This window comes from Synechococcus sp. RSCCF101 (genome assembly GCF_008807075.1).
GTDB lineage: Bacteria > Cyanobacteriota > Cyanobacteriia > PCC-6307 > Cyanobiaceae > RSCCF101.
The window spans coordinates 1407223-1433272 of the sequence record NZ_CP035632.1 but is presented as its reverse complement, the minus strand read 5'-3'; the positions used below and the strand labels follow the sequence as shown (position 1 = coordinate 1433272).

Sequence of the window (26050 nt, the reverse complement as noted above, 5' to 3'; positions counted from 1 at the left end):
GCGATCGCGGACCCTAGACCTTCGCTGCAGCCTTGCCGACGCCCAGCTCTCGCAGCTCCTGCAGCAGGGTCCCGAGCACCGCCTTGGCATCGCCGAACACCATCGAGGTGTTGGTCAGCTCGAACAGGTCGTTCTTGATGCCCGAGTAGCCGGCACTCATGCCCCGTTTCACCACGAAGACGCTGGTGGCCTCCTGCACATCGAGCACGGGCATGCCGTAGAGGGGTGAGGTCGGGTCCTTCTTGGCCTGGGGATTGACCACGTCGTTGGCGCCGAGCACCAGCACCACATCGGTGGCCGGGAACTCGGGGTTGATCACGTCCATCTCCTTGAGCTGCTCGTAGGGCACGTCGGCCTCAGCCAGCAGGACGTTCATGTGGCCCGGCATGCGGCCGGCCACCGGGTGAATCGCGTAATCCACGGCCACGCCGTGCTGCTCCAGCAGGTTGGTCACCTCCCGCAGCACGTGCTGGGCCTGGGCCACCGCCAGGCCGTAGCCGGGAACGATCACCACCCGCTCGGCCGCCTCGAGGGTGAGGGCGCACTCCTCCGGGCTGCAGGAGGTGATGTTGGTGTACTCGCCGCCGCCGCCGGACGCGGCAGCCGTGCCCCCGAGGGCTCCCCCGAAGAGCACCGAGACGAGCGATCGGTTCATGCCGTCGCACATCACCTTGGTGAGGATCAGGCCGGCGGCGCCCACCATGGCGCCGGCCACGATCAGCAGCTGACTGCCCACCACGAAGCCGGCGGCGGCGGCGGCCACACCGGAATAGCTGTTGAGCAGGGAGATCACCACCGGCATGTCGGCCCCGCCGATGGGCATGGTCACGCCGATGCCCAGCAGGCTGGAGGCCAGCACCAGCAGGGTGAGCGCGGCGATCGGAGCGGTGGCGTCGGCCTGGGCTCCGCCGGCGATCGGAACCACCGTGGCGATCAGGCCGATCAGCGCGGCCACCGCCAGGGCGATGTTGACGGCGTGGCGGGCCCTGGTCTGGGCCCAGGCCGGGGTGGAGAGCCAGCCCTGCAGCTTGCCCATCGCCACGATCGAGCCGCTGAAGGTGATGGCCCCCACCAGCACCGAGATGGCGATCGACACGGCCTCCACCACCGGCGCCATCAGGGATTCGCCCTGGGGCACCAGGGCCACGCCCAGCGCCACCAGCAGGGAGGACATGCCACCGCAGCCGTTGAACAGGGCCACCGTCTGGGGCATGGCGGTCATGGCCACCGTGCGGGCGGTGAGGGTGCCGAGGAAGCCGCCGACCGCGGAGCCGATCGCGATCCAGAGCCAGGCCACCGGTGGCGGTTGCACCTGGATCAGCAGACCCACCACGGCCAGCCCCATGGCCAGGGCCGCCAGACCGTTGGCGCTGCGGGCCGAGCGCACCTTGGAGAGCCCCTTGATGCCCAGGGCCAGCAGCAGAACGGCTGCCAGATCGATGGCGATCTTCGCGACGGAAACGGTCATCAGGACTTGGTGGAGCGGGAGGAGGCGGGCTTGCGGCGGCTGAACATCGCCAGCATGCGGTCGGTGACCAGAAAGCCGCCGACGACGTTGTAGAGCGCGAAACCGAGGGACACGGCCCCCAGCACCAGCAGGGGGACCCGGTCGCCGGCGCGGGCGATCAGGGTCAGCGCGGCGAGCACCGTGATGCCGCTGATGGCATTGGCGCCCGACATCAGCGGGGTGTGGAGCGTGGGCGGCACCTTGCCGATCAGTTCCAGGCCGAGAAGGCTGCCCAGCAGCAGCACCCAGAGCAGTTCGTTGAGAGCCATCAGGAGGGCGGATTGGGGGGAACGATGTCGTCGCGGCGGCAGCTGCCGTCCTGGACGAGCAGGGAGTCGCCGATGAGCTGGTCCTCCAGGTCCAGGACCAGCTCCCCCTCCTTCAGGGCGGACTCCAGCAGGGTGGCCACGTTGCGGGCGTAGAGGGCGCTGGCGTGGTGCGGCACGGTGCAGGGGAGGTCGTTGGCGCCGATCACCTGCACGCCATGGCGCGCCACGGTGGTGTTGGGTTCACTGCCGGCGCAGTTGCCGCCCTGGGCCACGGCCAGGTCCACCACCACCGACCCCGGCCTCATGCCTTCGAGCATGTCGTCGCTGATCAGGCGGGGTGCCTGGCGGCCGGGCACCTGGGCGGTGCAGATGGCGATGTCGGCCTGGGCCAGCTGATCGGCCAGCTGCTGACGCTGGGCCGCCAGGAAGGCTTCCGAGGCCTGGCGGGCATAGCCGCCCGATTCCGACGGCTTCTCCTCCTGGGTGGGGGGCTCGATGAAGCGGGCGCCCAGCGACTCCACCTGCTCCTTCACCGCCGGCCGGATGTCGGAGACGTAGACCACGGCACCGAGACGCCTGGCGGTGGCGACAGCCTGAAGCCCGGCCACCCCGGCGCCCAGCACCACCACCCGGGCCGGCTGGACGGTTCCTGCCGCTGTCATCAGCATCGGCATATAGCGGTCGAGGGCGGCGGCGGCCAGGAGCACCGCCTTGTAGCCCGCCACATTCGCCTGGGAGGAGAGGGCATCGGCCGACTGGGCCCGGCTGATGCGCGGCAGCAGCTCCATCGCCACGGCCGAGAGGCGGGAGCGGTTGAGGGCATCCACCAGGGCCCGGTTGCCGTGGGGGTTGAGCAACCCCACCACCAGCGCGCCCTCGGGAAGCAGGGCCAGCCGCTTCAGCGGCGGCGCCTGAACCACCGGCAGCACGCGTGCTTCATTCCAGGCACTGTCCAGGCCCGGCGGCACCAGTTCGGCGCCGGCGGCGGCATAGGCCTGGTCGCTGAAACCGGAACGCTCACCGGCGCCCTGTTCCACCTTCACCGCAAAGCCGCGGCTCTGGTAGCGACGCACCGTGTCGGGCGTGACCGCCACACGGGTCTCCCCGGCGGCCGACTCCCTGGTCACCAAAAGCGTGGGCAACGCGCCTCCTCGCAAGGGCACTCATCGAAGACAGTATTCACGACCTGCCTCGGCGCACCCCCGCAGACCCGCTGCGCCAGGGGATCCGAACAGGTTCGCCCCTGCCCGCCACCGCACGAGATGACCCACTCCAGCCCCGCTCCCGCACCCGTTGCACTCCTCGGGACCGGACACCTGGGGGGGGCCATCGGCCAGCGGCTGCTGAGCTGCGGCCATCCGCTCACCGTCTGGAACAGAACCCCGCAACGGGCCGAGGCGCTGGTGACGGCCGGGGCTTGCCTGGCGTCCACCCCCGCCGCGGCTGTGGCGAGCGCCGGGTTGGTGGTGAGCGTTCTCAGCGATGGCTCCACCACCCGAGACCAGCTGGAGTCCTGCGCCCCTGCTCTGAAGGGGCGTCTGCTGATGCAGATCGCCACGATCGCGCCGCAGGAGAGTCGCTGCCTGGGCCGCTGGCTGGCCGAACAGGGTTGCGAGCACCTTGAGGCTCCCGTGCTGGGCAGCAAGCCCGAGGCCCTGGCGGGGCGGCTCCTGGTGATGACTGCGGGGCCGGAGGCGGCTCTCAGGCGCGCCGACGCCCTGGTGGCGGCCCTGAGCGAGCAGCCCACGCATCTGGGGGACTGGGGTCAGGCGCTGATCGCCAAGCTGGCCCTCAACCAGCTGATCGCCAGCCTCACCCACGCCTTCAGTCTGTCGCTCCACCTGGTGCAGCGCTCGGGCGTGTCCGTCGAGGCGTTCATGGATGTGTTGCGGCCCAGTGCCCTCCATGCCCCCACGTTCGACAAGAAGCTGCCGCGGATGCTCTCCGGCGACTACGCGGGGGCCAACTTTCCGCTGGCCCATCTCAACAAGGACCTGACCCTGTTCCTTCAGTCCGCCCGTGAGGCCGGACTCAACGCCGCCGGTCTCACGGGCCTGCAGCAACTGCTGGAGAGCCCGGCGGCCAGGGACGCCGCGGGGCTCGACTACAGCGCCCTGCATGGCCTGACCGCCCATCAGCTGGCCGGGATGCAGCCGTGACTACATCGCCCCAGCCACCTGGAATGCGAACTTCTGCGAATCAGCAGGACCGGTTCACCCCGGTTCTGGCCAATCTGTACCCCCTCGGAGCTGAGCCCCATGGATGCATCCCGTGAGCGCCGTGTCTTCGTGGCCACCTGCTGGGCCTCCACCCGCATCGCGGTGATGGATGCCGCTCAGCGCTACGAGGACAGCTTCGCCATCACCCAGGAATTCCGGGAGTGGACCCTGTGCCTGGGTCAGGACCCAGACGGTCTGGAGGCGTCCCTGCTGATGGTTCCCTCTCTGAAGACCGGTCGCTCGGCCGAGGAACCCTCCCCTGGCGGCTGACCCTGCTGCATCGCTTCGCTGCGCCTCGGTTCAGCATCCGCGAATCCCCGGGCCCGATCAGCGCGTGATCTGAAATCTGAAGCCTTTCTTAAGACGTCGCTCTGAGGCCCTTGAAATGGAGCCGGAGCCTTCAGCGGATCGGTCGGCCCGGTTGGTGTCGTGCAACGGATGGGGCGGCCGGGGCCCTAGGGTCAACTCATAGTCACTCCGCATTAGGCCCATGGGGGAGCAGCGCCCTGTCGATCACGCTGAGGCGATCGAGAACCTGGTCATCGTCGGTTCCGGGCCCGCCGGGTACACCGCCGCCATCTACGCGGCTCGGGCCAACCTCAGCCCGCTGCTGATCACCGGCTTCCAGCGGGGCGGCATCCCCGGCGGTCAGCTGATGACCACCACCCACGTGGAGAACTTCCCCGGCTTCCCCGATGGTGTGCTGGGGCCCGAGCTGATGGACCTGATGAAGGCGCAGGCGGTGCGCTGGGGTGCCCGGCTGCTGGAGGCCGATGCGGACCGCATCGACTGCTCCAGCCGTCCCTACAGCCTGGAGGTGGAGGGTCGGGTGATCCGCACCCACGCTCTGATCGTGGCCACCGGCGCCAGCGCCAACCGTCTCGGGCTTCCCCACGAGGAGCAGTTCTGGAGTCAGGGCATCAGCGCCTGCGCCATCTGCGACGGAGCCACGCCCCAGTTCCGCAGCGAGGAGCTGGCCGTGGTGGGCGGCGGTGATTCGGCCTGCGAGGAGGCGGTGTACCTGACCAAGTACGGCAGCCATGTGCACCTGATCGTGCGCTCCGATCGCCTCCGGGCCAGCGCCGCCATGGCGGATCGGGTGCGGATGAACCCGGCGATCACGATCCACTGGCATCAGGAGGTGGCCGACGTGGAGGGGGGCGCCTGGCTCGAGGCCCTGCAGCTGCGGGATCGCCGGGATGGTTCCCTCCAGTCCCTGCCCGTGCGTGGGCTCTTCTACGCCATCGGTCACACCCCCAACACCGACCTGCTCAGCGGTCAGCTGGAGCTCGATCAGAAGGGCTACATCGTCACCCGTCCCGGCCGGCCGGAAACCTCGCTCGAGGGCGTCTTCGCCGCCGGCGATGTGGCCGATGCCGAATGGCGCCAGGGCGTGACGGCGGCCGGCAGCGGCTGCCAGGCGGCTCTGGCCGCCGAGCGCTGGCTCAGCCATCACGGCCTGGCCACCACGATCGAGCGCCGGCAGGCGGACCCCGCTCCGGCCGAGACCCCGACCAGCAAGCCCGCCGCCACCGAGGAGACCTTCGATCCGGAGGCCTCCTGGCAGAAGGGCAGCTATGCGCTGCGCAAGCTGTATCACGACAGCGACAAGCCCCTGCTTGTGGTCTACACCTCACCCACCTGCGGGCCCTGCCACGTGCTCAAGCCGCAGCTGAAGCGGGTGCTGGCGGAGCTGGGCGGCCAGGCCCAGGGGGTCGAGATCGACATCGAGGCCGATCAGGCCATCGCCGAGCAGGCCGGGGTGAGCGGCACACCCACGGTGCAGCTGTTCATGGACAAGGCCCTGAAGCAGCAGTGGAAGGGGGTAAAACAGCGCAGCGCCTTCCGGGATGCCATCGAGGCGCTGCTCTGAGGCCGCCCGGGCCGGACTCAGCGACGCCGGGGCCCGCCGGGGCGGTTGCCCCCCGGCCTGGGTCCGGCGTTGGCGTTGCGTTCGCGGTAGGTGATCCGTCCGCGGCTGAGGTCGTAGGGGCTGATCTCCACCAGCACCTTGTCACCGGCCAGCAGCTTGATGCGGAATTTCGTGAGCTTGCCTGCCGCGCGGCAGAGGCACTGGTGACCCGCCGGTTGCTCGAGGGTGACGAGATAGAAGCCGTTTCCCTGCTCCTTCTCGATCACACCGGAGGTTTCGATCATGCGCGCAGGCGTTGTCTGAAGTACCGATCCATCGTATCCAGGCGCCCGCTTGTAGGGTCTGGCGGCCGTTTCCGTGTTCGACGCCCATGATCCTGCCCCCGCTCTCGATGGACATCGGCCTGCTGCTGATCTCGATCGGCGTGGTCAATCTCTACCGGACCAGCCAGAGCGAGGCCCGCTGAGGCGCCGGTTCCCTGCCCACACTCCTTCTGCACAAGCCCTACGGGGTGATCAGCCAGTTCAGCCCCGAGCCCGGAAGCCGCTGGAGCTGCCTGTCCGACCTGGTGTCGGTGCCAGATGTCTACCCCGCGGGCCGTCTCGATGCGGACTCGGAGGGCCTGCTGCTCCTCACCGATCGCGGCCGGCTCCAGCACCGCCTCACCGATCCCCGCCTCGGCCACTGGCGCCACTACTGGGTGCAGGTGGAGGGTTGTCCGGAGCCGCCCGCGCTCGATCGTCTGCGCCGAGGCGTGACCGTGCGCGGTGAGCGCACCCTGCCGGCGCGCGTCACCAGGATTCCGCCGCCACCGCTGCCGGCGCGCGATCCGCCGATTCGCTTCCGCCGGCACCAGCCGACCGACTGGCTCGGCATCGCGCTGCGGCAGGGCCGCAACCGCCAGATCCGGCGCATGACCGCCGCCGTGGGGCATCCCACCCTGCGGCTCGTGCGCCATGCGATCGATCTGATGGATGGTGAACCGCCCCTGGTCCTCGGTGATCTGGCGCCGGGGTGCTGGCGCCCGGTCACGCCGGCGGAGACCCGCCGCCTGGAGCGGCTGCTTCAGGCGCCGTCAGCCCTCAGCCGCAGCAGCCGGAGCGGGCGGCGGCGCCGCCGGGGAGGGCTCCGGTGAGGGTCACCGAGCGGAAGGAGATCCCCTCCACCACCTTCCAGGGCGTGTCGCTGCGATCGGCGTAGGTCACGTCCTCGAAGCCCAGAGCCCTGAAATCGGCCAGGAACGCGTCCTCCTGCCAGGCGCCGCTGATGCAGCCGCTCCAGAGGTCCGGGTCGTGCTGGAGGGCCAGGGGCACCTCCCGGTCGCTGACGATGTCGCTGATGGCGACCCGCCCGCCCGGGCGCAGCACCCGCCGGATCTCGCGCAGCAGCTGGCCCCGGGCCGCGGGATTGACCAGGTTGAGCACGCAGTTGCTCAGCACCACATCGACGCTGGCATCGGCCACCAGCGGCGTGCCATCCGGTGTGGGGGCGGAGAGATCCTCGATGGCGCCCTCGCGAAACGCCACATTCGCGTAGCCGAGGCGGGCGGCGACCTGGGGAGCGGCCCCCCGGGCCAGGTCGAGCATGTCGTGGTTGCGGTCGATGCCGATCACCCGCCCTCCGGCCCCCACGATCTGGGCACAGATGAAGGCGTTCTTGCCGCTGCCGCTGCCCAGATCCAGCACCGTGTCGCCGCTGCTCACCCAGCGGGTGGGGTTGCCGCAGCCGTAGTCGCGTTCGACCACCTCGGCCGGAATCACATCGAGCAGGGCGGGGTCGAACTCCACCGCGCAGCAGAGGCAGGCCTCCTGCTCCTGGGCCGCGGCGCCGTAACGCTCCTGCACCGCCAGGGTCTGATCCAGGTCGGCGGAGGTGGCTGCTGCTGCGGTGGAATCGAGGGCCATCGGTGGCAGAGAGGAGGTCGGGGGATCGGGAGGAGGTACCGGCGGATGGGCGGAACGGATCAGGCCCCGAGCGTCGCCTGCAGTTCGCGCACCACCTGAAGCTGACCGTAGTAGTAGTTCGCCTGGGCCCGCAGGCCGGGATCCTCAAGGCCGTCGAAAGCGTCGAAGCCGAGGCTGTGCCAGAGGTCGTGGCCGCAGAGGCGGGTCAGGGCGCCACCGGCCTCCTGCTCCAGGTTGTCGAGCCGCCGCCGGAGGTTCTTGATCTGAGCGATGGACATGGGCCGCGTGAGGCTGACTGTCGTGATGATAGTTCTGGTGTATCAATGCCGAGTCGATCCGGTCGGGTGTTGGTCGACCCTGAAGGTGTGGTGCCTGAGGGTGAGCGCCCCGCTGCGTCTCGGCCCCCCTGTCTCTCGGGCGCCCCTCAGAAGGGCAGCTTCTTCTTGGCGTCCTTGTCGAGATCGGCCTCCATCTCGCGCAGCCGCTTGAGGATCGTGTCGTAGTACTCCTTGAGGTAGGCGCGCAGATCGGTGGTCTCGGCCGGATCGAGACCGAAAGCCTCGTAGCTCTCCTGCATCGGAGCATCCAGCGGTTGGCCGCCGCCGGTGACCTCGGCGAAGGCGAGACGCTCGGCGATGTTCACCGCCGGCTCGAAGAAGGACGCCAGCGACTGCATCAACCGGATGAGGAAGGGCCGCACGCGGAAGACGCGGGCGCTGCGTCCGCTCAGCTGTTCGCACAGCTGCACAACCTCACCGGTGTTCCAGGCCCGCGGCCCCACCACCGGGAAGGCGCCACGCACCGTCTGCGGCCGTTCCAGGGCCGCCACGGCGAAGCGGGCCATGTCCTGAGTGTTCATGTAGGCGATCGGTGTGGGCGTGCCGCTGACCCACACCGTCTGGCTTTCGAGGACCGGGATGGCCACCTGGCCGATCACGCCCTGCATGAACGCGGCACCCCGCAGGATCGTGTAGTCGAAACCGGAGGCCATCAGCAGCTGCTCGGTGCAGTGCTTGATGTCCATCAGGGGGATGGAGCGGTGCTGATCCGCCCCCAGAAGCGAGAGGAAGACGAAGCGAGCCACGCCGGCCTTCGCGCAGGCCCTGAGCAGATTGCGCTTCCCGTCCCAGTCGATGTCGTAGATGCTGAGGGAGTCGCTGGGGCGGCTGGTGGCCGCGTCGATCACCGCCTCCTGGCCCTCGAGTGCGTAGTCGAGGCTGTCGGGTTCCAGCAGATCGCCCCGGGTCAGCTCGCAGCCCCACTCCTGCAGAAAGGCGGCCTTGCGGGGAGTGCGCACCATGCAGCGCACGCTGTGACCCTGATCCAGAGCGGTTCGGGCGATCTGGCGACCGAGAGTGCCGGTCGCGCCAACCACCAGAACCTGCATCGCCTCTTCCGTGCCAGCGGCGAGCCTAGAACTCGGTCCAGATGCGGCGAGAGCGCTCAGTCCTTCTGGAGCTTCAGCAGCAGGGCTCCGCCCAGCAGGCCCACGGGGATCAGCACCCAGAAGAGGGCGGCGGTGCCGAAGATTTCGGAGGCCAAGGCGATGCGCGGTCGGGAGCACCCATTAAACGTCGCTCAGGTCGCGTGCGGCACGCAGCACCTCGGGCCAGGGGGCTTCGGTGCGGAAGCGGCCCGGGGCGATCGCGCTGGCCGATGCCCGGTGCCCCAGCTGCCGCAGCCGCTCCAGCAGCCGCTGCTGGGGCGGCGGGCCGCCGCCGATGCGCCGGCCCAGCTCCGCCAGCGACCAGCAGAGGGCGGGCAGACCCGGGTCCTCCGTCAGCCGCTGCAGCTGACGCCGTGTCGCGCGCGTGATCTGAGGTCCGCCCGCCGACGGCCTCGCATCGGCCAGCTCCAGCAGCTCCCGGCAGAGCTCGGTGTTCTGCAGCGGACCGAGCCAGAGCGGCCCGCTCACGGCCAGCGACCGGCCCGGCTGGCTGCAGCAGCAGGCCGGCCAGCGGTTCAGGCGCAGCAGCGGCTGCAGCTGCTGGTCGCCGCAGGCATCGCAGCGGCCCAGCAATCCCACCCGGCGGGTGCTGGCGGGATCCAGCCGCCGCCGCAGCCGCACCGCGCTGCGAAAGGTGCGACCGTCGCTGATCTGGAGCAGGGGTTCCAGGTCGTGCCCCATCGCCCAGGCGCTGCGGGCGATCAGGGCCAGCTGCAGCCGCAGGGCGATCTCCCAGCTGCAGGGGTGGGCCCGCGCCGCCGCCAGGTGATGCCGCACGGCACCGATCCGGTCGTGACCGGTGGGGGAGCGCCCGTCGCTGCTGGTGAGCACCAGCACGCCGCCGAAGGCCAGCACCGGCAGCACCGCGGGCACGAGATCGCTGATGCTGCCGAAGCCATCGAGATCCACCAGATCGAAGCGGTGGCGTTTCAGGCGGCAATGGGCCAGCAGATCGTGGGCCGGCAACGCCGTGCAGCGCAGCCGGCGACCCGCCTGCTCCTGCAGCCAGACCTGCCGCAGCGGGGCCAGGTTGCGGCGGATCAGCTCCAGGCGGTCTGCGTCGCCGTCGTTGGCCCAGATCTCCTGAATGCCGCCGCCGGCCTCCAGGCCGCAGCGCAGGGCCCGGATGCCGCAGCCGCTCATCAGATCGAGCATCCGGACCGGCCCTCCGGCCCCGAGCCTGGCGCAGAGCAGCACGGTCAGATCGCGGGCCGTGCGCGAGTCCGGCTGGAAGAAGCCGGGGCCGAGCCGCAGGCGGGCGGCGCCTTCGCGATAGTCGGCCTCACGTGTGTCGTCGCAGCGAGGCGGAGGGACGGTGCCCAACGGAGTCGTGGAATCGGTGTCCCCTCAGCCTGCTGACGCCCCCATCGACTGGGGTGAGGCGGCGCTGTGGCAGTGGCGGGGCTGGCAGGTGCCCTGGCGCTGCCTGGGACCGGTGGGCGGGCCGGCGCTGTTGCTGCTCCACGGCTTCGGCGCCTCCAGCGGCCACTGGCGGGCTCTGGCGCCGCCGCTGGCGGCGATGGGCTGGCGGGTGTTCGCCCTCGATCTGATCGGTTTCGGCGGCTCCAGCCAGCCGGCCCGCCCGCTCGACAACCGGCTCTGGGGCTGGCAGGTGGCCGCCTTCCTGCGGCAGGTGATCCAGCCGGAGCAGCCCGCGCCGGTGGTGCTGATGGGCAATTCCCTCGGGGCTCTGGTGGGGCTCACCACGGCCGTTCTGGCCCCGGCGCGGGTGCGGGGGCTGGTGGCCGCGCCGCTGCCCGATCCGGCCCTGGTGCAGCCGCCGCGGCGCTCCGCGATCCGGCAGCGCCGACCCGGTCCGGGCCGCCGCCGCATCCGCCGACTGGGCCGCTGCCTGGTGCGCACGCTGCTGCGGCTGCTGCCGCTCGAGCTGCTGCTGCCGGTGATCGTGCGCACCCCGCTGCTCGATCTGGGTCTCCAGTCGGCCTACAGCCGTCCGGTGGGCCGGGACCGGCCGCTGCGGCACCTGATCGCGCGGCCGGCCTCACGCCGCACGGCGGCCGCCGCCCTGCGGGGCATGACGATCGGGATGACCCTCAGGCCCAGGTGGGCCACCGCGCCGTCGCTGCTGCCCCGGCTGCGCTGTCCGCTGCTGCTGCTCTGGGGACGCCGCGACAGGCTGGTGCCACCGATGCTGGCTCCGAAGGTGGAGGGGCTGGCGGGCGGTCCATGCCGGCTGGCGCTTCTCGACGGCGGCCACTGCCTGCACGACGACGTGCCGGGCGCCGTGCTGCGGGAGCTGGAGCCGTGGCTGCAGCGTCTGCCGGTGGCAGATACTTGACCCTCCTGCGCAACGGCGAGCCAGCGGCATGAAGCACACCCTCTCGGTGCTGGTGGAGGACGAGTCCGGTGCCCTCAGCAGGATCGCCGGTCTGTTCTCCAGGCGGGGCTTCAACATCGACAGCCTGGCGGTGGGTCCGGCCGAGAGCTGGGGCCATTCCCGGCTGACGATGGTGGTGGAGGGCGACGATCACGCCCTCGAGCAGGTGACCAAGCAGCTCGACAAGCTGATCAACGTGCTCACCGTGGTGGACCTGACCAGCATTCCCGCCGTGGAGCGGGAGCTGATGCTGCTCAAGGTGGCGGCCAGCCCCGAGAGCCGCAGCGCCATCTTCGATCTGGTGCATGTGTTCCGGGCCAAGGTGGTGGATGTGGCCGATGACGCCGTGACCCTGGAAGTGGTGGGGGATCCGGGCAAGCTGGTGGCCCTGGAGCGGCTGATGGCTCCCTTCGGCATTCTTGAGATCGCCCGCACCGGCAAGGTGGCACTCGAGCGGGCTTCGGGTGTGAACACCGAGCTGCTCAAGGTCACCGCGGGCACCAAGCGGGTGCCCGCCTGAGCCAGCCGGCGGAAGGGCTCAGTCCGCGGCCGGCGCCGGGGCTTCGATCACCCGTGTGGCCGTGATCCGGTCGCCCTGCTGGATGGCATCCACCACATCCATCCCCTCCACCACTTCACCGAACACCGCGTAGCGGCCATCGAGTTCGGGAAGTGGCTGCAGGGCCACATAGAACTGGGCGCTGGCCGAATTGGGATCCTGCGAGCGGGCCATGGCCACCGCGCCGCGCTCATGGGTCAGCCTCAGCTGGCGGGCCTGATCTGCGCCGGCCACGATCTCGCCGTAGCGGGGCTGCTCCTCGCCCTCCAGGCTCACCTCGAGCGGGATCAGCCGCGGCTGGGCCGTGTCCGGATCGATGAAGCTGCCGGTTCCGTAGCGCTCCGGCGGCACCGACGGGTCCTTGCTGGCCGGATCGCCGCCCTGCACCACGAAGGGAGCCGGGTCCCGCACCACCCGGTGGAACACCGTGCCGTCGTAGACGCCGCGCTGCACCAGATCGAGGAAGTTGCCCGCCGTGAGGGGAGCCTCCTCGCCGCGCAGCAGCACCCGGATCGTGCCGCGCTCGGTGTCCAGCTCCACCAGCGCCTGGCCGTCCAGACAGGGGGCGGCACTGCTGGAGCAGCCGCTCTCAGCCGAGGAGGGAATCTGGGCGCAGCCGGCGGCCCCGAGGCTGAGGGTGAGCGAGAGGAGCGCCGGCAGCAGGGCGGACCATCGGAGCGTCAGTGAGGGCATGGGGGTGAAGCCGGAGCGGGGCAGGTATGGAAGGGCCGGTGGTTCAGAGACCTTCGAGAGGCACGGAGAGGAAGCGGGCCAGCTGGGCGCCGTCCCGTTCCAGATCGGCGATGGGCAGCGGCTCACCCACCCGGGTCAGGGGCAGGTCGCGCCGGCCGCGGATGCGGAGGCTGACGCGGCGTCTGGGATTGAAGCCGTCGCGCACCTCCACCTTCACCGCGAGCACATCGGGGAGGGCCACCTCCACCTCGATCCACTGGCGGAAGCCGCGGCGCCGCACGGTGAGGAGTCCGGCGCTGCGATCGAAGCGGTTGGTGCCGGATCCCACATCGATGGCGATCACCGACCACAGATAGGTGGCCAGCAGGGCCGCGGCGATGCTGTACAGCCCCATCACCAGCCCCTGAGGGATCCAGATCAGGTGGGAGGGCTGGCCCACCGGCAGCAGGTCGCGGCCGAGGTAGCTGGAGAGGGAGGCCAGCAGAAAGCCGATGCCGCCGATGCTCACCATCGAGGCCACCAGCACGTTGGAGAGGCGCCGCGACCCGATCACACGGGTCTCCAGCAGCGTCTGGCTGGGATCGGAGGCCAGTGTCGGGGAGGAGGACACGGGGCGAGAAGCAGAGGAGAACAGCGGCATCCTGACCGAGCGACAGCGAACCCTGACGGCCGCTGCACTACAAGCGATGTCAGCTGTCACGGCACGGCCGCGTCGTCCCTGTCACGGTTGTTAAGGTCGCTCGGTATCCCACAGCCCGCGGGTTTTCCGCACCGTTTCACTCATGACGATCGCTGTAGGGCGCGCGCCACAGCGGGGATGGTTTGACGTCCTCGATGACTGGTTGAAGCGCGACCGCTTTGTTTTTGTCGGCTGGTCCGGCATCCTGCTGTTCCCGACCGCCTACCTGGCGATCGGCGGCTGGCTGACCGGCACGACCTTCGTGACCTCCTGGTACACGCACGGAATTGCGTCGTCGTACCTGGAGGGTTGCAACTTCCTGACCGCGGCGGTGAGCACACCGGCCGACGCGATGGGCCACAGCCTGCTGCTGCTCTGGGGCCCTGAGGCCCAGGGCGATTTTGTGCGCTGGTGCCAGCTGGGAGGCCTGTGGGCCTTCGTGGCGCTGCACGGCGCCTTCGCGCTGATCGGCTTCATGCTGCGTCAGTTCGAGATTGCCCGTCTGGTGGGCATCCGCCCGTACAACGCGATTGCCTTCTCAGGCCCGATCGCGGTGTTCGTGAGCGTGTTCCTGATGTATCCGCTGGGCCAGAGCAGCTGGTTCTTCGCGCCGAGCTTCGGCGTGGCGGCGATTTTCCGCTTCCTGCTGTTCCTGCAGGGCTTCCACAACTGGACGCTGAACCCGTTCCACATGATGGGCGTGGCCGGCATTCTGGGTGGCGCGCTGTTGTGCGCGATCCACGGAGCCACGGTGGAGAACACGCTGTTCGAGGACGGCGAGCAGGCCAACACCTTCAAGGCGTTCGAGCCGACGCAGGAGGAGGAGACCTACTCGATGGTGACGGCCAACCGTTTCTGGAGCCAGATTTTCGGGATTGCGTTCTCGAACAAGCGCTGGCTGCACTTCTTCATGCTGTTCGTGCCTGTGATGGGCCTGTGGACGAGCTCGATCGGGATCATCGGTCTGGCGCTGAACCTGCGTGCGTATGACTTCGTGTCGCAGGAGATCCGTGCAGCAGAGGATCCTGAGTTCGAGACGTTCTACACCAAGAACATTCTGCTGAATGAAGGTCTGCGTGCCTGGATGGCACCAGCGGACCAACCGCACGAAAACTTCGTCTTCCCTGAAGAGGTTCTGCCCCGTGGAAACGCCCTTTAATCCCGGTCTTGTCGCCGTCGGCGGCAAAGACCTCGACTCCACCGGCTATGCCTGGTGGGCTGGTAACGCCCGACTGATCAATCTGTCCGGCCGTCTTCTGGGTGCTCACGTCGCCCACGCCGGTCTGATGGTCTTCTGGGCCGGAGCCATGATGCTCTTCGAGGTGAGCCACTTCACCTTCGACAAGCCGATGTACGAGCAGGGCCTGATCCTGTTCCCCCACGTGGCCACCCTCGGCTACGGCGTCGGCCCAGGCGGTGAGGTCACCGACCTCTACCCCTTCTTCGTGGTCGGTGTGCTGCACCTGATCAGCTCCGCCGTTCTCGGCGTGGGCGGTCTGTATCACGCTCTGCGTGGTCCTGAAATTCTGGAGAACTACTCCACGTTCTTCTCCCAGGACTGGCGCGACAAGAACCAGATGACCAACATCATCGGTTACCACCTCATCCTTCTCGGTGTGGGTGCACTGCTGCTGGTGTTCAAGGCCATGTTCTTCGGCGGCGTCTACGACACCTGGGCACCCGGTGGCGGCGACGTGCGTCTGATCACCAACCCGACCCTCGATCCGGGTGTGATCTTCGGCTACTTGTTCCGCGCTCCCTTCGGTGGCGAGGGCTGGATCATCGGGGTCAACTCGATGGAAGACATCATCGGCGGCCACATCTGGCTCGGCCTGATCCTGATCTTCGGTGGCATCTACCACGTGGTCACCAAGCCCTTCGGCTGGGTGCGCCGTGCCTTCATCTGGAATGGTGAGGCCTACCTGAGCTACAGCCTCGGCGCTCTGAGCTTCATGAGCTTCATCGCCTCGGCCTTCATCTGGTTCAACAACACCGCCTATCCCTCGGAGTTCTACGGCCCCACCAACGCCGAAGCCTCCCAGGCCCAGAGCTTCACCTTCCTGGTGCGTGACCAGCGCCTCGGCGCCAACATCGGTTCGGCCATGGGCCCCACCGGTCTGGGCAAGTACCTGATGCGTTCACCCACCGGTGAGATCATCTTCGGCGGTGAGACCATGCGCTTCTGGGACTTCCGCGGCCCCTGGCTGGAGCCCCTGCGTGGTCCCAACGGCCTGAGCCTCGACAAGCTCCAGAACGACATTCAGCCCTGGCAGGTGCGCCGCGCAGCTGAATACATGACCCACGCCCCCAATGCCTCCCTCAACTCGGTGGGCGGCATCATCACGGAGCCCAACTCGGTCAACTTCGTGAACATCCGCCAGTGGCTGGCCGCCACGCAGTTCGTGCTGGCCTTCTTCTTCCTGGTGGGTCACCTCTGGCACGCCGGTCGCGCCCGCGCCGCTGCTGCCGGTTTCGAGAAGGGAATCGACCGTCAGGCCGAGCCCACCCTGGCCATGCCGGATCTCGACTGAACCATCGGTTCAGCACACGCTGCATCGTCAGCAACGCACAAGCCCCCGCAAGGGGGCTTTTTTGTTGGCAGCGCTCGTTGTTCTGGCGTCAGTCCGCCGTTGCTTCGCTGGCAAGCTCCACTCGGCTTAGATCTCAGTCGTGGAGAGGGTTCTCCTCGGGACATCCTGGAAAGGTGTGCAGATCGTGTGCAGGTGGGACTGAATCAGTCGGGCTTCGGGATGCGTCTCTGGATGATCGTGCTGGATCGGTGCAACCACGATGGCGACGGCGCCCCCAGCCAACCGGACCGGGTGCCGGGCGGACTCCAGGGTGTTCATCAGTCATCAGAGCTTCTGCAGCGGCGTGCTGGACGCAGCACGGCTCCTCGCCGCCTACCTCCACCACCCCGAAAACGCCGCTGACCTCGACCTGAAGCAACAGATCACCGATCCCGGGCGGGACTTCCCCGCCCTCTACACATGACCCCCCACGCCCAGCTCCTCCTCGCAGCCCTGCTGGTGGGCTGCGGCGCCGGCGGCGCTGCACAGGTGGAACGGGTGATCGACGGCGACACCCTGATGCTGCGGGGTGGAGAACGGATCCGGCTGGCCTGCATGGACACCCCAGAGCGGGGCCAGCCCAGCGCCGCCGCAGCCACGCGCCGCCTGCAGCAGCTGACCACCAGCGGGATCCAGGTGGAGCCGCTCACTACCGACCGCTTCGGCCGGACCGTGGGGGAGGTCTGGACCACGGCCGGGGTGAACGTGGGAAGCGCCTGGTGGAGGAGAGGCTGGCGCGGATCCACTTCCGCTACCGAGATCAATGCCGCTGGTCCAGATGAGGCGCCGCTGCGGGGAGAGTCATGTGCCGGGTTGAACAGGATTGCAACTGACATGTGACCGGGGGCACGAAAGTGCAACCCATTGATGAATCGTTCCAGTCCAGAGGAGTCAGAAGCAACAGATCCCCGGCTTGAGGGATGGGCCAGAGGTGGCAGATCTCATGTTACGAGCACCACACCCCTTCATTTGTAGGGTTCTCCCCCCGTATCCTTCAGATGAAGGATGCGGTGCCTGTGAATGAGGCGGAGCATGAAGTGACAGGGCGACTGTAGTGACGACGGTTCTTCGTGAACTGGGATAACGGCATGCCCTGGTCGGTTATTCATTCATTCATGGAGGCAGATCAATGGGCAACACAATCATCAGTCCTGCGGTCCGGCAAAGCAGTGAGCACGCGGTTGATTCAGCTTCTGGATCGCTGAGGGTTAGTTCGCACGTCGAAGATCCTCTCAACAGTGCAGATCCTGGACTTGAGATCTCTGGCCAAGGAGAATCGAATTACGGATTGCCACCCCAGCCATCTGCGCATGGGCCAGCTGACACGGGGGATCAGGTAGTGCATAAAGACGCGGAAGACCCTCTCAGCACTTCACGCGAAGTAGATGACGCTACAACGGTGACTGCGGCTGGAAAGTATAGCCATTTCGAGCGTGGGCAGATGCTTCGCGTGGTCGACGAGGGGGCTGCATCCGGCGATCCGACAATTGTGGGATCATTCAGTAATGATCAGCACATCTGGATCGACGGGGATCACAACGCAATAATTGTCGCCCAAGATCGCGGATTTGGATACAATAGCACTTTGGAGGGCGGCAACGGATCTGACACAATCGTCAACTGGAGGCTCTTCAGTGGCGACAACGACAAGATCTGGAATGAGGCCAGTGCCGAAACTATCTTTGGCTATGAGCGCAGGGGTGACGGCCTTGGCTATAGCTCCGACGTAATGATTGGAGGTGGAGGAGATGATCTGGTCATCACGGGCTATGGAAGCGACACAGTGAGTGGAGGTGAGGGTAATGACGTGATCTGGGTTGACGGGTTGGGGAAGCACACAGGCAGTCACGATGACCTGGAATACGATCAGAATATTCTTGAAGGAGGCTCAGGTTCAGACACCTTCATCATGAGCACCTTCGCGCAGCAGATGCTGACCTACGAGTTCAATCCAGGCTCGTTCAGCGAATATCACCAACAGACCGACTGGACCGTGGAGGTGCGCGACTGGGGGCTGGATATTGCCTCCTATACCCCTGTGGTTGGGGACATGGTCGGGTTTCTGTCCTCTGCCGCTGGCAAGATTTCAGGATACGTTTCGCCGACGTATGACCAGTTTGACTGGACGCCTCCATCTCTCACCATGGACATCCCCGCACCGGAGAAGTCGCAGATCATCACTGACTTTAACCCCTTGGAGGACGTGGTGATCATTGATCTGGTGCCGGAGAACGAAACCCGCCTCAGCTTCGAGGCCAAGGACCCCCAGCAGGGCTTCGGGTTCTTCGTCAGCCAGCGGAACATCGCCACACCCCTCCTCGATGTGACCCTCAACCTCGATGAGGTCAAGGATCAGCTCGGCAACGCCTACGGCTCCCTCAGCGACCGCGATCTGAGCGCTGCCCTGCTCAATTCCATCCAGCGCAGCTACCTCTATCTCGATGGCGCCAACGATGCGGTGGCCACAGGCGCGCAGCTGGAGACTCTGGAGAAACCTGTCTCCGCCGACCTCGGCTGGCTCGGCCAGAACAAAATGGCGGCCTTGGGTGCAGTGGGTGCTCCTCTTTTGGAGGCAAGTGGGCTGATTAACATCAATCATCTCACTGGCACCAACGGCGCCGAGGTGATCGCCGGCTTCTCCACCGAGTCCTGGCAGCCGGAATCACCGGACGATCACGGCGTCAGGCTATACGGCTTCGGGGGGGACGACATCCTGATGGGTGGGGGCGGCAACAACCAGCTCCACGGCGGCGAAGGCAACGACACCGCCTACTACCACTACGACCTCGCCGGCAACCGACGTGCCTTTGGGATCACGGTCGATATGGCTGACACCAGCACCGTCAGCTGGAGTAACGGCAACTCCGGCACCTACTTCAACGTCAAACACGGAACCATGGCGGATCGAAGCAATGCTCAGCCATTTGAAGACCAGCTGTTCGATATTGAGAACATCACCGGCAGCATGTTCGACGACGTCATCCGCGGTGATGACAACGACAACATCTTCACCAGCGGCGAGGGCGATGACATCCTCGCCGGTCGTGGTGGTGTCGACACCTTCGTGCTCAGCGGCGGTAGCAACACCATCGAGGATGCCACCGGGGAGGACAGCATCGAGATCCTCGCCGACGCCTACAGCTTTGCGGAGGGCATGCCGGACCTTCTGATCTCGAATGTGGACGCCGATGGGAACCGAACAATCGCCTCCAGTGGCGGTGACCTGATCGCGATTCTCAATGATCAGAGCGGCAGCTCCTTCGATCCCCTCACAGGCATCCGCGTCATTGATGCCGATGGCACCGCCATCGACGTTGATTCTGCTGTCGGTGGTACGGGGAGGGATGATGTACTAGTGGCTCAGTCGGCTAATAGCAGTGTCTACGGCTTGGCTGGGGATGATGTTCTGATCGGCTCTGGAGTCAACAATCAGCTCCATGGTGGTACTGGCCGTGACATCCTTCAGGGCGGCTTCTTCACCTACGGCAGCTCGGATGAGCTACTGGGAGGGGATGGAGCCGATGCCTTTGTGTTGAGTGATGGCTACGCAACGGTCGTCGATTTCAGCATCGCTGATGGCGATACGGTGGTTATCGATCCTTCGCAAATGATTGATAGCTTTACAATCAAAGAGGGACACGGCGGGAACCCCTCCAACACCTCCATCTACGCCTATGGAACACACTTCCAACGCATTGATCTGATCGGCATCTCTGTTGACGAGTTTCGCGCTTACGAGGGAGGCATCACAGTCGTGTCGGGCTTTGACCCTCTTGCGGATGACCCCTGGTCGCAGATCAATGCAGGACCGGCTGCGAACGTGCAAGATCCCAGCACGCCGATCCTGCTGGATGCGGATTCGACACCTGTCGATCCCATCACCGGCACCGCTGGTGACGACTTCATCACCGGGACAGAGGCTGCCGACGCCTTCCTCTGGTCCGCTGGGAACGACGTCATCTCTGGCTTCAGCTTCGAGCACGGTGATCTGTTCCACATCCAGGCTGATACCAGCTATTCCATCGTCCAGTCCGGCTCCGACGCTCAGCTGGTCACTGACTTCGGCACCACCACCTTCACCGGAGTGTCTGCTGATCAGCTCGTGAGCGAGCAATCGGTGGTGATCGTCTGATCAGTCCCCCTCAGCTTCAACTCATTCCTGCCCCTAGGCCGTCAGCCCGGGGGCTTTGTCATGCACGGGCACAGGGGTGAGTGGACTCCCTCCGTCACGCGCTTGTCCAGGCCACCACGAGCCCGTGCCTGTGCTGCGCGACAGAAAGGCCGGGCCACCCAACCAGCGACCCGACCCAGTGCCGTGTGACCCGGCTTCCCGGGCATTACGAATACCGGCTGTCAGTCTTCTTGGATGCCGAGTGCACTGCGGGCTGGCGGCAGGATGCAGCTCCCCGTGATCCGCTGGTGCCGTCCCCGACTGACCCGCTCCGCCAGGCAGACCCTGCCGCCTTCCTCCGGGTGCAGGTCGGTGACACCGTGCTGATCGACGACCCGGAGCCGTTCACTGCCGAATGGATCGGGCTGGTGATCCATGCCGAAGGCGGTGCCCGTTGACCGGACAACAACTACTTCCAGGTGGCGGATGTGGACACCGGCCTGGTGAAGACGCTCAGCGCCGACGCTTTGGTGGCTGTGGTTCAGCCGGTGGGTAAAGCTACTCGTAGATACAGGCCGAGAGGGCAGTCCCAGCCCATGGAAGCCCGCTTGCCGAATCTGGCCCTGAACTCGGGGTTGCCGGTGCCGCTCTTGCTCATTGGCAGGAGGCCGTTCTCAGAAGCGGCTTGCAATGCTTCAGATCTCAGTGGTGGGAGGCGTCTAATGAAGCATCCACATCAGGTCGTCGAATCAGAAACCAAGTTGATATTGCATCCATATCCCAGCAGCATGAGTATCTCTCAAGCCGAGATCTGAAGAATCGAGGTAGCGATACCCAATGTCAACGCTCAAGCCAGAATCGAATGTGTAACCTCCTGAAAGCTGAATCTGAGTGTTAGTGGTTTTGGCTTGACCTGGATTATTGTCACGCCAAAGTGATGACGCAATAGCCACATTCCATTGGCCCGCAAAGTACTGAACGCTAGCAGTCATGACGTCCCGAGTACTGTCTCGCAGACCTCCAGAGTTAGTGATGCGCGCATACTCGACAAACGGAGTGATACGTTGGTCTTCTCCCAGCTCTAATGGCCATTGGGCCGACACAACGCCTCGGTACTCATCTGCAATCTCATTCGCAGGAGTGGGGAATGGCAGGGCTCGCGGTTGAATGCGGTTGACGCGTTGCTTCATGAACCCGAAGTGGGTACGCAGTCCTGGAGCCTGGGAAAAGGAACTTGAATCTAGGACCACAAAGAAGGAGCTGAGGTCACCCGTGTTGCTAGGACCACCACCTTCCAACTCTGGCTTTGGGAAATCTGAGAGAAGGGGTTTGCTTAAGGGGCTTGTGTCAAGATAGAAGACACCACCGGTTAACGCATGATTACCCACATTCGAAGTAGTGAGCTTGCCACTAGCTAGCAGGCCGTTTCGGACCGGCACTCGAACGAAACGTTCTGCGACATCTCTACCCCAGATACCAGGCGCCGATCGAAACGCTGTGGAGAAGAAAGTTGTGCCCTTGCCGGCACTCAGAAGGAAGTTGTCGTTCTCATAGTTTAGATTCAATGCGCCAATAATCAGAGCCTGGTCCTCGAAGACTCGATCGCGCCGTGGACTTGGCGGAAAGACGAGTGGAAGATACCGCACAGCACCATAGAAATAGATCTCAGGACTCAGGAAAAGACTGGCGGCAAGCGTAGAGTCAGCAAAGAGATCATTATAGTTATTCTCACTTTCAGACCGAGAGAAGCTTGTTTGGTTGATCAGCCCTAGCTTGACGATCCCACTCAGTCTTGGGAATTCTGGTAGTAGTGGTTGGTTTGGATCTGCGACTGATTGGCCAAGCGTAGTACTCGCTGAGAATGGCGCTGGAAATCTCGTACTTGCAGTAGAGACTTCTGTGGCTCTACTATCAGGTAAAGACCACAAGGACGATGAGGTGTCAACGCCAGTTGGTTGCGGGTGGTTGTGGCAGCGTTGATCCAGAGCCCGTTGCAAACTTACGTTCACGGGGCGCGACAAGCTAATAGGATTAGACTGAATCCATCCCTCAAGGTAAGCAGCAAGAGCTTCGCGTGTCAGATCGGGCGCACAAGCATCAACAAGGGTACTCTGCCCTCTGAGCAACTCATTTAAGTAGATGACCTGATGACTTCGATTAAAAGCCAAGAAGCGTTGCCCAGTAATGGTCTCAGCCGGTTGAGCAAAGGATTTAGCTGATATCAATACCCCCATAACGCTGCTTGCAAGAAGGAGCATCACGCTCTCAAGGAGCAAGCTCTGCCGTCCTTTGAACTCTTGTGATCCGATTATCGTACGCATAGTGACGCAAGAATGATGCGTTCGATCCCAATTCGATCCAAGGGGGGAAGGGGATCAGTCTAACGGAACCTGCTATTGCCGACCCTGTACATGAGAAGTCAAAAAGATGATGTTAAGCCCTAAGGAATGGCATCCTGGCGAGTGGCACACGTTGTACCCGTGAGTGAGATTCACGGGTTATGCATTCTTGAATTCAGGCACTCGATCGCCGACAAATAGAGGATTGGCTAAAGCGGCATATGAGTGTGCGATCTGCATGACTGTGGAGTCTCTGTACGGGCTGCCAATAATCTGCATCCCGGAGGGCATTCCTTGGGCTGTAAGACCTGTTGGAACATTGACGACTGGATACCAGTTCAAAAAGTTCCAAGGTGCCGTATAGGCAAAGATAAAGCCACTGTAGAGTTCGCTGCCGTTCATCATAAACCCACCTTTCGTCAAGTCGTAGTCTGCAGGTACATGAGAGGTAATGAGGGACGGCATGATCAGAGCCTGATAACCGTTGCCAAAGACCGTGTCAACAACTCGGGAGTGAAAAGAGTTGACGAAGCGTTCATACTCATAGACTGCTTGATTCCCATACTTGCCACTTGCGGCCTTTTTCACGAACGAAGCGGCATAGGTTGTCATTTCATCACTACGATCAGCCATATCAGCAAGCCACCCCCCCATCGCCCCACCTAATGCTCCTTTAACGAACAGCTCGGTTGTATCCTCGACTCTGTAGCCTGGATTGATATCAACCTCATCTACAACTGCTCCTGCAGATCGCAGAACAGCAATTGCTTTCTGCATCATGCGTTGAGTATCTGTATCCGGCTCGGCAAGACCTAGTCCTTGTGAGTAGGCAATCCTTGTCCCCCGAATGTTGGGATAGTTATATGGCAAGTCCTCTTTGGGCAAGGTATTCGGGCTGTACTTGTCAGGGCCAGAGATGACGTTGTAGAGGCTTATCATGTCTTGAAATGTTCTCGCCATTGGCCCGCTTCCTGCGAAGTATGAAAGTGGGAGATCGCTATGAAACCGCCCAAATGGTGGCTTAAATCCATAAAGACCGTTGTATGCGCATGGTAGTCGGATGGAACCTCCCATATCCGATCCTGTTGCGAGTGTGCACATTCCTGCTGCAAGTGCTCCGCCGGAGCCACCGGAGGAGCCGCCGACTGTGTACTTGAGATTCCATGGACAGCGTGAGACACCCCAGAGACGTGTCCAGGTCACCGCATTGAGATAGAACTCGGGGACTGTCGTCTGAATGGGTAAGACAGCACCTGACTGCTTGAGTTTCTGAACTACAGGATCCGCCGAGTCCTGTCGGCTATCCTTCTCTAAGATCGATCCCTGCGTCATGATCCAGCCAGCATCATGATGCTCGTCTTTGACCCCCACTGTGATTCCTTCGAGTGGTCTAGCAGTTCCCCTTAGGTATCTTTCTTCTGATTGCCTCGCTTGCTTCATCGCCGATTCGAAGTGTGTGTAAGTAACACAGTTGATCAGCTCGTTGACTGACTGATAGCGGTCAATCTGGGCTTTTAGGAGATCGACTGGCGATAGCTCTTTGGACTTGAAGAGTGAGATCAGCTCAGAGGCAGGCAAATAAATAATGGATTCTTCGGTAAGCGTCTGAGCCCTTCCCATTCGTATTCCTGTGTTCGACGCTACTGCAAGGGTTAGTGCTCCCAGGCCAAGACGTCCAAATTCCCTACGGGTCGCCATCTTGTGATTCGCCTCATTGAGTCTGAGTAGCATACGGTAGGCAGGCAAAGACTTGACTGACGACCGCTGTGAGGCTCCACAGGATGTCGTCTCTTACGACATGTTCAGCAGAGCAGCTCCCTAAGGCGCTGATGCACTGAATGTATCCCAAGGACGAAGTGCATGAGGGAAGAGAGCGCCTCGGGTGGTACGCGGGAGTGCTGGATTAGCCCACGTCTTAGTGGGCTAGATGCTGTTCGTGGCTTCCAACCGCCGTAGCCGAGCCAACGCTGCGGAGGCTGTGGTGGAGTCAGAGGCCGAGGCTGAGAAGTCCAGTAGCCACCTGTAACAAGCTCAGTCCCCATATCCTTCATTTGGGGGATGCGGCAGGTGGCTGACCTGGAGTGATGTGGAAGTGTTCCAAGGAGAAACCCATGACACCTCCCATTCCTCGTGATCGCTCCCAGCTCATCGCCTGGCTGGAGGATCGAGGTGCGACCGTCCCACCTCAGCTGCGCCGCGCTGCAGCCCTCCAGGCCGAGCGCCAGCAAGCTGAGGAACATTGTGTCGTCCCCAGTCGAGGCTGAGATGAACTCCCCAACCCCAGAGCAGTAGCGGATCGACGTTGAGACGCCGGGCCTGGCGCGGCAGCTGGTGGAGCGGCTGGAGCCCTACCGGCACCATCACTCGGCGCAGGAGCGCTCTGAAGGTGGTGATTGACGGGGAGCTTCTGGAGCGATCCAGACCATCCGTCTTCCCCCCCTGCGCCAAGCCTCATCTGCCGCGCCTGTTCCACCTCCTCCGCGCTCACTCAGCCGCCCTGCCCGAAGGCCAGCATCTGCTCAGCCAAGCCCTGATCCGGCGTGTGCAGCAACGTCGAGCTGATCAGGTTGTAGGCCGCCACACCCAGTCGCAACACTGCGACGCATCATCTGGACCGAGCCCGCCAACTCCCGCCGGAGCTGGTTTGCCGTGGCGCTTATGCGGGCGCCAGCTGTCCCGACTGCTCCTCCACCTGGGCCTGAAGCAGCCCGAGGCTGGCCTTCAGCTCTGCCAGCTCCTCCTGCTGCGCCCGATGCTCCTTGTAGGACGTGTGCAACGTGAAGATCCGCGAGGCGGCTCCGAGCCGCACCCCGTCCTGATCGGAGTCGAGCAGGGCCACCAGGGTCTCCATGGCCTTGCTCAGGTTGGTTCGCATGGAGTCCTCGGCCTCGCGCTCCATTCGGCGGAGGGCCCGCTCCAGTGCCAGGGAGAACTCAGGGACGTTGTCACGCCAATGGCGGATCGTGTCGGGCCTTGAGTTGATCTCACGCCCAGTTCCCCGGATCGTGTGGCCCTGGGCCAGCAGCACGATGGCCTTACGTTGCTTGGCTGTCAGACCCCGGGGGCCTTCCGCCACTGATCGTCCGGCTCTGTCACGGCTCATCAGCAGACACCCTTGCCTAGACCTGTCATCTCCAGCTGGAGCTTCACTACGGCGGCCGCCTGGCCCCACTGCCGCGTCCTCAGGGCGCCGTAAAGAATCCGATCGGTGATGGCCAACCGGCTGGCTAGGTAGTCGTGCCGCTCTAGCTGAACCTCAGCAGCAAGACCCTCATGACCCTGGCGGACGAGGGCACGGGCGTCATCGGTGCTAAGGCCCCAGGTGGCGCTGGCCTGGGCGATCACATCACGGGAAGGAACACCGGTGGCGATCTGTTGCGCCACACGATCCAATCGCCTGCTTAATTCCCTGGCGGTGGTTTTCCTGACCATGGCCACATTCTGAACGTTTTGCACACGCCCTTGCACACTTCTGGCCGGCCAGCCGGGAGGCGGGGAGGCCGGGGCCAAGGATCTGGCGAGCTCTCGCCGTTGCTCTGATA

General features: G+C 64.8%; 27 protein-coding genes. 12 read left to right on the top strand and 15 right to left on the bottom strand.

Annotated elements, in window-relative coordinates; translation table 11 throughout:
• Positions 1-13 precede the first annotated feature (13 nt).
• From EVJ50_RS06905 to EVJ50_RS06895, 3 genes are read right to left on the bottom strand one after another with little or no spacing between them, the layout of a single operon-like run.
• Positions 14-1468 carry an NAD(P)(+) transhydrogenase (Re/Si-specific) subunit beta gene (locus tag EVJ50_RS06905; RefSeq protein ID WP_150883146.1) on the bottom strand — a complete coding sequence of 485 codons (1455 nt, stop codon included), beginning with the start codon at positions 1466-1468 and terminating at the stop codon, positions 14-16.
• Positions 1468-1776 carry an NAD(P) transhydrogenase subunit alpha gene (locus tag EVJ50_RS06900; protein WP_191964900.1) on the bottom strand — a complete coding sequence of 103 codons (309 nt, stop codon included), beginning with the start codon at positions 1774-1776 and terminating at the stop codon, positions 1468-1470. The genes EVJ50_RS06905 and EVJ50_RS06900 overlap by 1 nt, the downstream gene beginning before the upstream one ends.
• Positions 1776-2918, bottom strand: a complete 1143-nt coding sequence (locus tag EVJ50_RS06895) for a Re/Si-specific NAD(P)(+) transhydrogenase subunit alpha (RefSeq protein ID WP_150883142.1) — start codon at positions 2916-2918, stop codon at positions 1776-1778. Before EVJ50_RS06895 ends, EVJ50_RS06900 begins: the two co-directional genes overlap by 1 nt.
• A gap of 120 nt (positions 2919-3038) precedes the next feature.
• On the opposite strand from EVJ50_RS06895, the gene EVJ50_RS06890 reads away from it, so the two are divergent.
• The 3 genes from EVJ50_RS06890 (at position 3039) to trxB (ending at position 5868) form a co-directional block, all read left to right on the top strand.
• Positions 3039-3935 (top strand): NAD(P)-dependent oxidoreductase, encoded by an 897-nt coding sequence (locus EVJ50_RS06890; RefSeq protein WP_150883140.1) that lies wholly within the window; start codon positions 3039-3041, stop codon positions 3933-3935.
• Between the two features lie 99 nt (positions 3936-4034).
• On the top strand, positions 4035-4265 hold the full coding sequence (locus EVJ50_RS06885) for a hypothetical protein (protein ID WP_150883138.1): 231 nt from the start codon (positions 4035-4037) through the stop codon (positions 4263-4265).
• A 220-nt stretch (positions 4266-4485) separates the two neighbouring features.
• Entirely contained in the window at positions 4486-5868 is a 1383-nt protein-coding gene (gene trxB, locus EVJ50_RS06880; RefSeq protein WP_150883136.1) for a thioredoxin-disulfide reductase, read from the top strand.
• A 17-nt stretch (positions 5869-5885) separates the two neighbouring features.
• On the opposite strand, the gene infA is transcribed toward trxB, so the two are convergent.
• On the bottom strand, positions 5886-6152 hold the full coding sequence (infA, locus tag EVJ50_RS06875) for a translation initiation factor IF-1 (RefSeq protein WP_010310444.1): 267 nt from the start codon (positions 6150-6152) through the stop codon (positions 5886-5888).
• Positions 6153-6379: 227 nt separating this feature from the next.
• Between infA and EVJ50_RS06870 the strand changes: the two genes are divergently transcribed.
• A complete protein-coding gene (locus tag EVJ50_RS06870; protein WP_370455620.1) occupies positions 6380-7003 on the top strand; it encodes a pseudouridine synthase in 624 nt (207 codons plus the stop codon).
• On the opposite strand, the gene EVJ50_RS06865 is transcribed toward EVJ50_RS06870, so the two are convergent.
• The 5 genes from EVJ50_RS06865 to EVJ50_RS06845 form a co-directional block, all read right to left on the bottom strand.
• Complete coding sequence (locus EVJ50_RS06865) at positions 6951-7772, bottom strand: methyltransferase domain-containing protein (RefSeq protein WP_150883132.1); 822 nt, start codon at positions 7770-7772, stop codon at positions 6951-6953. The two genes, EVJ50_RS06870 and EVJ50_RS06865, sit on opposite strands and share 53 nt — an antisense overlap.
• A gap of 59 nt (positions 7773-7831) precedes the next feature.
• Positions 7832-8050, bottom strand: a complete 219-nt coding sequence (locus tag EVJ50_RS06860) for a hypothetical protein (RefSeq protein ID WP_150883130.1) — start codon at positions 8048-8050, stop codon at positions 7832-7834.
• Positions 8051-8196: 146 nt separating this feature from the next.
• Positions 8197-9159 carry an NAD(P)H-binding protein gene (locus tag EVJ50_RS06855; protein WP_150883128.1) on the bottom strand — a complete coding sequence of 321 codons (963 nt, stop codon included), beginning with the start codon at positions 9157-9159 and terminating at the stop codon, positions 8197-8199.
• Between the two features lie 56 nt (positions 9160-9215).
• Positions 9216-9314: a cytochrome b6-f complex subunit PetM gene (gene petM / locus EVJ50_RS06850; protein ID WP_150883126.1), complete on the bottom strand. Its 99-nt coding sequence runs from the start codon at positions 9312-9314 to the stop codon at positions 9216-9218.
• Between the two features lie 25 nt (positions 9315-9339).
• A complete protein-coding gene (locus tag EVJ50_RS06845; protein ID WP_150883124.1) occupies positions 9340-10542 on the bottom strand; it encodes a N2,N2-dimethylguanosine tRNA methyltransferase in 1203 nt (400 codons plus the stop codon).
• Here EVJ50_RS06845 and EVJ50_RS06840 point away from each other — a divergent pair.
• Positions 10535-11518, top strand: coding sequence for an alpha/beta fold hydrolase (locus tag EVJ50_RS06840; protein ID WP_225323125.1), 984 nt, complete (start codon positions 10535-10537; stop codon positions 11516-11518). The two genes, EVJ50_RS06845 and EVJ50_RS06840, sit on opposite strands and share 8 nt — an antisense overlap.
• A 28-nt stretch (positions 11519-11546) precedes the next feature.
• Positions 11547-12077: an acetolactate synthase small subunit gene (gene ilvN / locus EVJ50_RS06835; RefSeq protein ID WP_150883123.1), complete on the top strand. Its 531-nt coding sequence runs from the start codon at positions 11547-11549 to the stop codon at positions 12075-12077.
• An 18-nt stretch (positions 12078-12095) separates the two neighbouring features.
• Here ilvN and EVJ50_RS06830 read toward each other — a convergent pair whose 3' ends face one another.
• Together EVJ50_RS06830 and EVJ50_RS06825 are read right to left on the bottom strand one after the other, a co-directional pair.
• Positions 12096-12809: a peptidylprolyl isomerase gene (locus EVJ50_RS06830; protein ID WP_150883122.1), complete on the bottom strand. Its 714-nt coding sequence runs from the start codon at positions 12807-12809 to the stop codon at positions 12096-12098.
• Positions 12810-12852: 43 nt separating this feature from the next.
• On the bottom strand, positions 12853-13449 hold the full coding sequence (locus tag EVJ50_RS06825; RefSeq protein WP_150883120.1) for a photosystem I assembly protein Ycf4: 597 nt from the start codon (positions 13447-13449) through the stop codon (positions 12853-12855).
• 142 nt (positions 13450-13591) lie between these two features.
• Here EVJ50_RS06825 and psbD point away from each other — a divergent pair, with 142 nt between their 5' ends.
• The 6 genes from psbD (at position 13592) to EVJ50_RS14580 (ending at position 20627) form a co-directional block, all read left to right on the top strand.
• On the top strand, positions 13592-14647 hold the full coding sequence (gene psbD / locus EVJ50_RS06820) for a photosystem II D2 protein (photosystem q(a) protein) (protein ID WP_006041823.1): 1056 nt from the start codon (positions 13592-13594) through the stop codon (positions 14645-14647).
• Positions 14631-16019 (top strand): photosystem II reaction center protein CP43, encoded by a 1389-nt coding sequence (psbC, locus tag EVJ50_RS06815; protein ID WP_150883118.1) that lies wholly within the window; start codon positions 14631-14633, stop codon positions 16017-16019. Before psbD ends, psbC begins: the two co-directional genes overlap by 17 nt.
• Before the next feature lie 259 nt (positions 16020-16278).
• On the top strand, positions 16279-16482 hold the full coding sequence (locus EVJ50_RS06810; protein WP_150883117.1) for a hypothetical protein: 204 nt from the start codon (positions 16279-16281) through the stop codon (positions 16480-16482).
• The gene (locus EVJ50_RS06805; protein WP_150883116.1) at positions 16479-16898 is read left to right on the top strand and encodes a thermonuclease family protein; all 420 of its coding nucleotides are present in this window, start codon (positions 16479-16481) and stop codon (positions 16896-16898) included. The genes EVJ50_RS06810 and EVJ50_RS06805 overlap by 4 nt, the downstream gene beginning before the upstream one ends.
• 601 nt (positions 16899-17499) lie before the next feature.
• The gene (locus EVJ50_RS06800) at positions 17500-20190 is read left to right on the top strand and encodes a calcium-binding protein (protein ID WP_150883115.1); all 2691 of its coding nucleotides are present in this window, start codon (positions 17500-17502) and stop codon (positions 20188-20190) included.
• Between the two features lie 287 nt (positions 20191-20477).
• The gene (locus EVJ50_RS14580; protein WP_191964899.1) at positions 20478-20627 is read left to right on the top strand and encodes a DUF3104 domain-containing protein; all 150 of its coding nucleotides are present in this window, start codon (positions 20478-20480) and stop codon (positions 20625-20627) included.
• Positions 20628-20918: 291 nt separating this feature from the next.
• Here EVJ50_RS14580 and EVJ50_RS06785 read toward each other — a convergent pair whose 3' ends face one another.
• The 4 genes from EVJ50_RS06785 to EVJ50_RS06770 form a co-directional block, all read right to left on the bottom strand.
• On the bottom strand, positions 20919-22445 hold the full coding sequence (locus EVJ50_RS06785; protein WP_150883110.1) for a porin: 1527 nt from the start codon (positions 22443-22445) through the stop codon (positions 20919-20921).
• 222 nt (positions 22446-22667) lie between these two features.
• Positions 22668-24128, bottom strand: a complete 1461-nt coding sequence (locus EVJ50_RS06780; protein WP_191964898.1) for an amidase — start codon at positions 24126-24128, stop codon at positions 22668-22670.
• Positions 24129-25164: 1036 nt separating this feature from the next.
• On the bottom strand, positions 25165-25584 hold the full coding sequence (locus tag EVJ50_RS06775; protein ID WP_150883106.1) for a hypothetical protein: 420 nt from the start codon (positions 25582-25584) through the stop codon (positions 25165-25167).
• A 26-nt stretch (positions 25585-25610) separates the two neighbouring features.
• A complete protein-coding gene (locus EVJ50_RS06770; RefSeq protein WP_150883104.1) occupies positions 25611-25892 on the bottom strand; it encodes a hypothetical protein in 282 nt (93 codons plus the stop codon).
• Between the last annotated feature and the right edge of the window lie 158 nt (positions 25893-26050).

Bases quoted from the DNA above. Each gene is read 5' to 3' on its own strand.
- trxB (WP_150883136.1), top strand. From the start codon at position 4,486: ATGGGGGAGCAGCGCCCTGTCGATCACGCTGAGGCGATCGAGAACCTG.
- EVJ50_RS06860 (WP_150883130.1), bottom strand. From the start codon at position 8,050: ATGTCCATCGCTCAGATCAAGAACCTCCGGCGGCGGCTCGACAACCTG.
- EVJ50_RS06810 (WP_150883117.1), top strand. From the start codon at position 16,279: ATGGCGACGGCGCCCCCAGCCAACCGGACCGGGTGCCGGGCGGACTCC.
- EVJ50_RS06885 (WP_150883138.1), top strand. From the start codon at position 4,035: ATGGATGCATCCCGTGAGCGCCGTGTCTTCGTGGCCACCTGCTGGGCC.
- EVJ50_RS06830 (WP_150883122.1), bottom strand. From the start codon at position 12,809: ATGCCCTCACTGACGCTCCGATGGTCCGCCCTGCTGCCGGCGCTCCTC.
- EVJ50_RS06905 (WP_150883146.1), bottom strand. From the start codon at position 1,468: ATGACCGTTTCCGTCGCGAAGATCGCCATCGATCTGGCAGCCGTTCTG.
- EVJ50_RS06890 (WP_150883140.1), top strand. From the start codon at position 3,039: ATGACCCACTCCAGCCCCGCTCCCGCACCCGTTGCACTCCTCGGGACC.
- EVJ50_RS06825 (WP_150883120.1), bottom strand. From the start codon at position 13,449: ATGCCGCTGTTCTCCTCTGCTTCTCGCCCCGTGTCCTCCTCCCCGACA.
- psbD (WP_006041823.1), top strand. From the start codon at position 13,592: ATGACGATCGCTGTAGGGCGCGCGCCACAGCGGGGATGGTTTGACGTC.
- EVJ50_RS06805 (WP_150883116.1), top strand. From the start codon at position 16,479: ATGACCCCCCACGCCCAGCTCCTCCTCGCAGCCCTGCTGGTGGGCTGC.
- infA (WP_010310444.1), bottom strand. From the start codon at position 6,152: ATGATCGAAACCTCCGGTGTGATCGAGAAGGAGCAGGGAAACGGCTTC.
- EVJ50_RS06855 (WP_150883128.1), bottom strand. From the start codon at position 9,159: ATGCAGGTTCTGGTGGTTGGCGCGACCGGCACTCTCGGTCGCCAGATC.
- EVJ50_RS06865 (WP_150883132.1), bottom strand. From the start codon at position 7,772: ATGGCCCTCGATTCCACCGCAGCAGCAGCCACCTCCGCCGACCTGGAT.
- ilvN (WP_150883123.1), top strand. From the start codon at position 11,547: ATGAAGCACACCCTCTCGGTGCTGGTGGAGGACGAGTCCGGTGCCCTC.
- EVJ50_RS06800 (WP_150883115.1), top strand. From the start codon at position 17,500: ATGCTTCGCGTGGTCGACGAGGGGGCTGCATCCGGCGATCCGACAATT.
- EVJ50_RS06780 (WP_191964898.1), bottom strand. From the start codon at position 24,128: ATGGGAAGGGCTCAGACGCTTACCGAAGAATCCATTATTTATTTGCCT.
- EVJ50_RS06900 (WP_191964900.1), bottom strand. From the start codon at position 1,776: ATGGCTCTCAACGAACTGCTCTGGGTGCTGCTGCTGGGCAGCCTTCTC.